Source organism: Streptomyces nanshensis (genome assembly GCF_001751255.1).
Classification (GTDB): Bacteria; Actinomycetota; Actinomycetes; order Streptomycetales; family Streptomycetaceae; genus Streptomyces; species Streptomyces nanshensis_A.
Map to the genome: position 1 here is coordinate 1 of NZ_LJGW01000029.1, position 5,970 is coordinate 5,970.

The 5,970-nt window shown below is 69.3% G+C and carries 2 protein-coding genes and 1 pseudogene; all 3 read left to right on the top strand.

Annotated features, from left to right (window positions below; genetic code table 11):
- Positions 1–25 precede the first annotated feature (25 nt).
- Positions 26–289: a hypothetical protein gene (locus tag AN218_RS34025; protein ID WP_244900188.1), complete on the top strand. Its 264-nt coding sequence runs from the start codon at positions 26–28 to the stop codon at positions 287–289.
- Positions 290–405: 116 nt separating this feature from the next.
- Complete coding sequence (locus tag AN218_RS01170; protein WP_079131709.1) at positions 406–876, top strand: acyl carrier protein; 471 nt, start codon at positions 406–408, stop codon at positions 874–876.
- A gap of 82 nt (positions 877–958) precedes the next feature.
- Positions 959–5,970, top strand: a pseudogene (locus AN218_RS01175) (type I polyketide synthase); the annotation flags it as partial.

A 5,970-nucleotide genomic window follows, 5' to 3' on the forward strand; every position in this document is an offset into this window, starting at 1 on the left:
CGCGGCGAATGCGTTTTTGGACGGGTTGGCTCAGTTCCGGCGGGGTCGGGGGCTGGCGGCGACGTCGTTTGCGTGGGGCGCTTGGGGTGGTGACTCGGGTCTGGCCGCGGATGAGGTGATGGCCGGGCATTTGGAGCGTCGTGGTCTGGTGCCTATGGAGCCGGAGTTGGCGTTGTGGGTGCTGGGTGAGGCGGTGTCTGAGNGCGGAGCGTCCGAGCCCGTTGTTGTCGGAGATTCCGCAGGTGCGGCGTGCGCTGGCCGGTCCGCAGGACGGTGCCGGTGCCGGTGAGGGTGGTGGTGAGTCGGGTCTGAGGGCGCGGCTTGCGGGGCTGTCGGAGGCGGAACGCTCGCGTGAGCTGCTGGAGTTGGTACGCACACACGCCGCCGCCGCCCTGGGCTATCAGGATGCGGAGGCTCTTCCGGCCAACCGTNCATTCCGGGCCCGCAGCGATCAGCGTCGACAAGACCTTCCGGGACCAGGGATTCGACTCGTTGACCGCAGTGGAGCTGCGCAACCGCCTTGTGCGTGCCGCCGGGATGCCCCTGCCGTCGGGCGTGGTCTTCGACCACCCCACGCCGCGTGGTGTGGCCGACTACCTCACCGCCCGTCTCGTGTCGGCCGTGGCGTCCGGCAACGGCGAGGCCAGGACCGCGAGTTCGGTTCTCGGCGAGTTGCAGCGGTTCGAGAGTTCGCTGTGGTCGGTGTCCGAAGGAGACCCCGAATACAAGGCCGTCCAGGAACGACTGGACGAGATCGTCGCGCGCCTGCGCAAAGGCGCGCCGAGCACCAGCGGTCCCTCCGAAGCGGACATCGAGGCCGCTTCCGTCGATCGGCTGCTCGACATCATCGACGACGAGTTGCTCGATCTCCCCTGAGCGGGCTCCGGGTTCTTGCAGCAGGAAATGAGGCTGGACAGTGCAGGAAGAACAGCAGGAGAAGGTTGTCGAGTACCTGCGGCGGGTCACCGTTGATCTCCGCCGTGCTCGGGAACGCGTTCAGGAGCTGGAGCAGAAGGCCAACGAGCCGATCGCCGTAGTCGGCATGGGCTGCCGCTTCCCCGGAGACGTCGAATCACCGGAGCAGGTCTGGGAGTTGGTCGTCGAGGGGCGCGACGTCATCTCGCCTTTCCCCGCCGACCGCGGCTGGGACCTGGACGCTCTCGCCTCCGGCGGAACCGGGTCGAGCCTGGCGGGCGAAGGCGGATTCCTCTCCCGCGCCGCCGAGTTCGACGCCGGATTCTTCGGCATCTCGCCGCGCGAAGCACTCGGCATGGACCCCCAGCAGCGGCTCGTCCTGGAGACGTCCTGGGAGGCGCTCGAACGTGGCGGCATCGCCCCCTCCTCACTGCGCGGCAGCCGCACCGGCGTGTTCGTGGGCACCAACGGACAGGACTACGCCGACCTGCTCGACCCGAACTTCGAGGACGAGGGACACGCCTCCACCGGTCTTATCGCGAGCGTGATCTCGGGACGCCTCTCGTACACCTTCGGCCTGGAGGGGCCGGCGGTGACGGTGGACACGGCGTGCTCGTCGTCGCTGGTGGCGATGCATCTGGCGGCGCAGGCGCTGCGGCAGGGCGAGTGCGAGCTGGCCCTCGCGGGAGGCGTCACCGTCATGTCCACCCCGCACGCCTTCGTGGAGTTCTCCCGGCAGGGCGGGCTCGCCGCGGACGGACGCTGCAAGGCGTTCTCGGACGCCGCCGACGGTACGGGCTGGTCGGAGGGCGTCGGCATGATCGCCTTGGAGAGGCTTTCGGACGCACAGCGCAAGGGGCACAACATCCTTGCGGTGCTGCGTGGTTCGGCTATCAATCAGGACGGTGCGTCGAACGGTCTGACGGCGCCGAACGGTCCGTCGCAGCAGCGGGTCATCCGGCAGGCTCTCGCCGGAGCCGGACTGACGCCGTCCGACGTGGACGCCGTCGAGGCGCACGGCACGGGCACCACCCTCGGCGACCCCATCGAGGCGCACGCGCTGATGGAGACGTACGGGCAGGAGCGCGAACAGCCCCTGTTCATCGGCTCGGTCAAGTCCAACATCGGGCATACGCAGGCGGCTGCGGGTGTCGCCGGTGTGATCAAGATGGTGCAGGCAATGAGCCACGGCCTTCTGCCGCGCACCCTGTACGCAGACGCTCCCTCTTCGCACGTCGACTGGAACGCCGGTGCGGTCGAGCTGCTCACCGAGCAGAAGGAGTGGCCGCAGACCGAGCGTGCGCGTCGGGCGGCCGTCTCCTCGTTCGGCGTGAGCGGTACCAACGCGCACGTGATTCTGGAGCAGGCTCCCGAGGTGGAGGCGGTCCCGGCTGAGGAGCAAGTGGGCGACGAGGGGCGGTCGTTGGTGCCTGCGGTGGTTCCGTGGGTGGTGTCGGGCCGGTCTGAGGCGGCGTTGGGTGCGCAGCTTGATGCGCTGTCGTCTGTTGCGGCAGCGCGTCCGGAGTACTCGCGGGTTGACGTGGGTTTTTCGTTGGCTGCCTCACGGTCGGTGTTCGAGCATCGTGCGGTGCTGCTGGCCTCGGACGAGGGCATCGTCGAGGCTGCGCGGGGTGTGGCCTCGTCTGACCTGGGTGGCGTGGCTGCCATCTTCTCGGGTCAGGGGTCTCAACGTCTGGGGATGGGCCGGGAGTTGTATGACCGCTTCCCTGTCTTCGCCGAGGCTTTCGATGCGGTGCTGGCGCATCTGGATCCGGGGTTGCGGGACGTCGTCTGGGGTGGGGATGAGGGGCTGCTGAACCGTACGGGGTGGGCGCAGCCGGCGCTGTTCGCGATAGAGGTCGCGCTGTTCCGCCTCGCCTCCTCATGGGGCGTAGAACCCGACTACCTGGCCGGGCACTCCATCGGTGAGATCGCGGCGGCGCATGTCGCCGGGGTGTTCTCCCTGGAGGACGCCTGTCAACTGGTGTCGGCGCGGGCGCGGTTGATGGAGGCGTTGCCCGGGGGTGGGGCGATGGTCGCTGTGGAGGCGGCCGAGGCCGAGGTCGTTCCGCTGCTGACGGACGGGGTGTCGCTGGCGGCGGTCAACGGACCGACCTCGGTGGTGGTCGCGGGCGTCGAGGGCGAAGTAGCGGATATCGCGGCGCATTTCGAGGCGGAAGGTCATCGCACGCGCAGGCTGCGGGTGTCGCATGCGTTCCATTCCCCGCTGATGGAGCCGATGCTGGAGGACTTCCGCACGGCGATCCAGGACCTGACCTTCGAGGCGCCGGGTATTCCGGTGGTGTCGAATCTGACGGGCCGGGTGGCGGACGTCGCGGAGATCGCTTCGCCTGAGTACTGGGTGCGGCACGTTCGCGAGGCGGTACGTTTCGGCGACAGCGTCGAATGGCTCGCTCAGCAAGACGTATCTGTGTTTGTGGAGTTGGGTCCGGACGGTGTGCTCTCGGCCATGGCCGCTGCGGTCGCGCCCGACGCCACCTCGGTTCCCTTCTTGCGTAAGGACCGGGACGAGGAGTCGGCTGCGCTGACGGCTGCGGCTCGGCTGCTCGTCGACGGGTGCGGTGTTGACTTCGCCCGCGTCTTCGACGGTACGGGTGCCCGGCGGGTGGATCTGCCGACGTACGCGTTCCAGCATCAGCGTTTCTGGCCGACCGCCACCACACGACGCGGCGATGTACGCGCCGCCGGTCTTGAGTCGGTGGAGCACCCCCTGCTGGGCGCGGCCGTGGAGGTGGCGGGTTCGGACTCGGTTCTGTTCACGAGTCGGCTGTCGTTGTCTTCGCATCCGTGGCTTGCGGATCACGGTGTGCGGGGGCAGGTGCTCTTCCCCGGTACGGGGTTTGTGGAGTTGGCGGTCCGGGCCGGGGATGAGGTGGGCTGTGACCGTGTCGATGAGTTGACGCTGGCCGCGCCGCTGGTCATTCCTGAGCAGGGTGCGGTGCAACTTCAGGTGTCGGTGGGAGCTGCGGACGACGACGGCCGCCGTGCCGTCTCCATACACGCACGGCCCGACGGCGGGGGAGACCTGCCTTGGGTGGAGCACGCCTCCGGTGCCCTGAGCCCTTCGGGAGCCCACGCGGCAGGCGACTTCGACGCGTCGGTGTGGCCGCCGGAGGGCGCTGTGCCGGTGGACGTGGGTGACTGCTACGACCGCTTCACCGACGCCGGCTTCGACTACGGCCCGGTCTTCCGGGGCCTGAAGGCCGCCTGGCAGGGCGATGACGGCGAGGTCTTCGCCGAGGCCGCGCTGCCCGAGGGCACCTCCGTCGACGGCTTCGGCCTTCACCCGGCCCTGCTCGACGCCGGCCTGCACGCCGCCGGTGCGGTCGAGAACGGCGCGGGCGGCGTGCCCTTCGTCTGGGAAGGTGTGACCCTCCACGCCACCGGAGCCGAAACGGCACGAGTGCGCCTCGTCCGCCGTCCCGACGGCAAGACCGGAGTCACCGTCGCGGATGTCTCCGGTGAACTCGTGGCGTCTGTCGATGCGTTGGCTACGGCCCGAGCAGACGACGGACAGTTGAGCGCTGCCGCGGTGGCCGGGCATGAAGCGCTGTTCAACGTGGAGTGGGTGGAAGTCCGGCCTGTGTCGGCGCCGACATGGGCGGGCGTGGTCGAGTCCAACGCGCTCGACGTGACCGGCGTCCTCGGTGACGCCGGGGTCGCGGTGGACGTGCTGCCGGATCTGGCTTCCGTGGAGACCTCGGCACCGGGCGTGGTGCTGGTGTCCGTCGCAGGGGAGACCGATGGCCACCGCGTGGCCGAATCCGCGCACGTGGCGGCGGCTCGTGTTCTGGAGTTGGTGCAGCAGTGGCTGTCTGAGGAGCGGTTCGCGGGTTCGCGTCTGGTGTTTGTGACGCGTGGTGCGGTGTCGGGTGTGGATCCGGCGGCGGCTGCGGTGTGGGGTTTGGTGCGTTCGGCGCAGTCGGAACACCCGGGCCGCTTCGGGCTCTTGGACGTGGACGGTGCGGAGGAGTCGGTGGCTGCGCTTCCGCAGGCGCTCGCTGTGGATGAGCCGCAACTGATGCTGCGCGGTGGCGAGATGAGTGCTCCGCGTCTGGCGCGTGTGACGTCCGCTGAGGGTGTCGGGGTCGTCTGGGCCGGGGTCGAGGGCTCTGTGCTGGTCACTGGTGGTACGGGTGGTCTGGGTGCGCTGGTGGCGCGGCATCTGGTGTCTGTGCATGGTGTGCGGGATCTGTTGCTCGTATCCCGTCGTGGTCGTGAGGCTGAGGGTGCGGATGAACTGGTGGCCGAACTCACCGAGTTGGGGGCACAAGCCGGGGTTGCGGCGTGTGATGTGGCGGACCGGGAGGCGCTGTCGGACCTGTTCGCGCAGCACGCGGTCGGTGCTGTCGTGCACGCTGCCGGCGTGCTGGATGACGGTGTCATCGGTTCACTGACGCCGGAGCGCGTCGATGCCGTACTGCGTCCGAAGGTGGACGCGGCGTGGAATCTGCATGAACTGACCCGGGATCGCGACCTGTCGGCGTTCGTGCTGTTCTCGTCTGTGGCGGGCACTGTCGGGACGCCGGGCCAGGGCAACTACGCGGCGGGTAACGCGTTCCTGGATGCGTTGGCGCTGCACCGTCGTGAACTGGGTCTTCCGGCAACGGCGTTGGCGTTCGGGCCGTGGGCGGCCGGCATGCTGTCCGGCGCTGACGCCGAGCGGATGGGACGTTCCGGGATACCGCCGCTGGGTGTCGATGAGGGTCTGGAGCTGTTCGACGCGGCGCTGGCCACCGGCGCGTCCGCGCTGGTGCCGGTGCGGCTCGACCTGCCCGTCCTCCGTGCCCGGGGTGAAGTGCCTCCGCTGCTGCGGGGGTTGATCCGTACCCGCGCACGCCGCACCGCGGCAGGGTCGCAGACGGCGGTCTCGCTCGTGCAGCGGCTGAGCGGCCTCAACGAGGGCGAACGCCTAGAGTCGCTGCGCGACATGGTGCGCACGGAGGTCGCCGCCGTACTGGGCTACGGCGACGGTGCTGACATCGACGCCTCCCGCGCGTTCCAGGACCTCGGCTTCGACTCGCTGACCGCCGT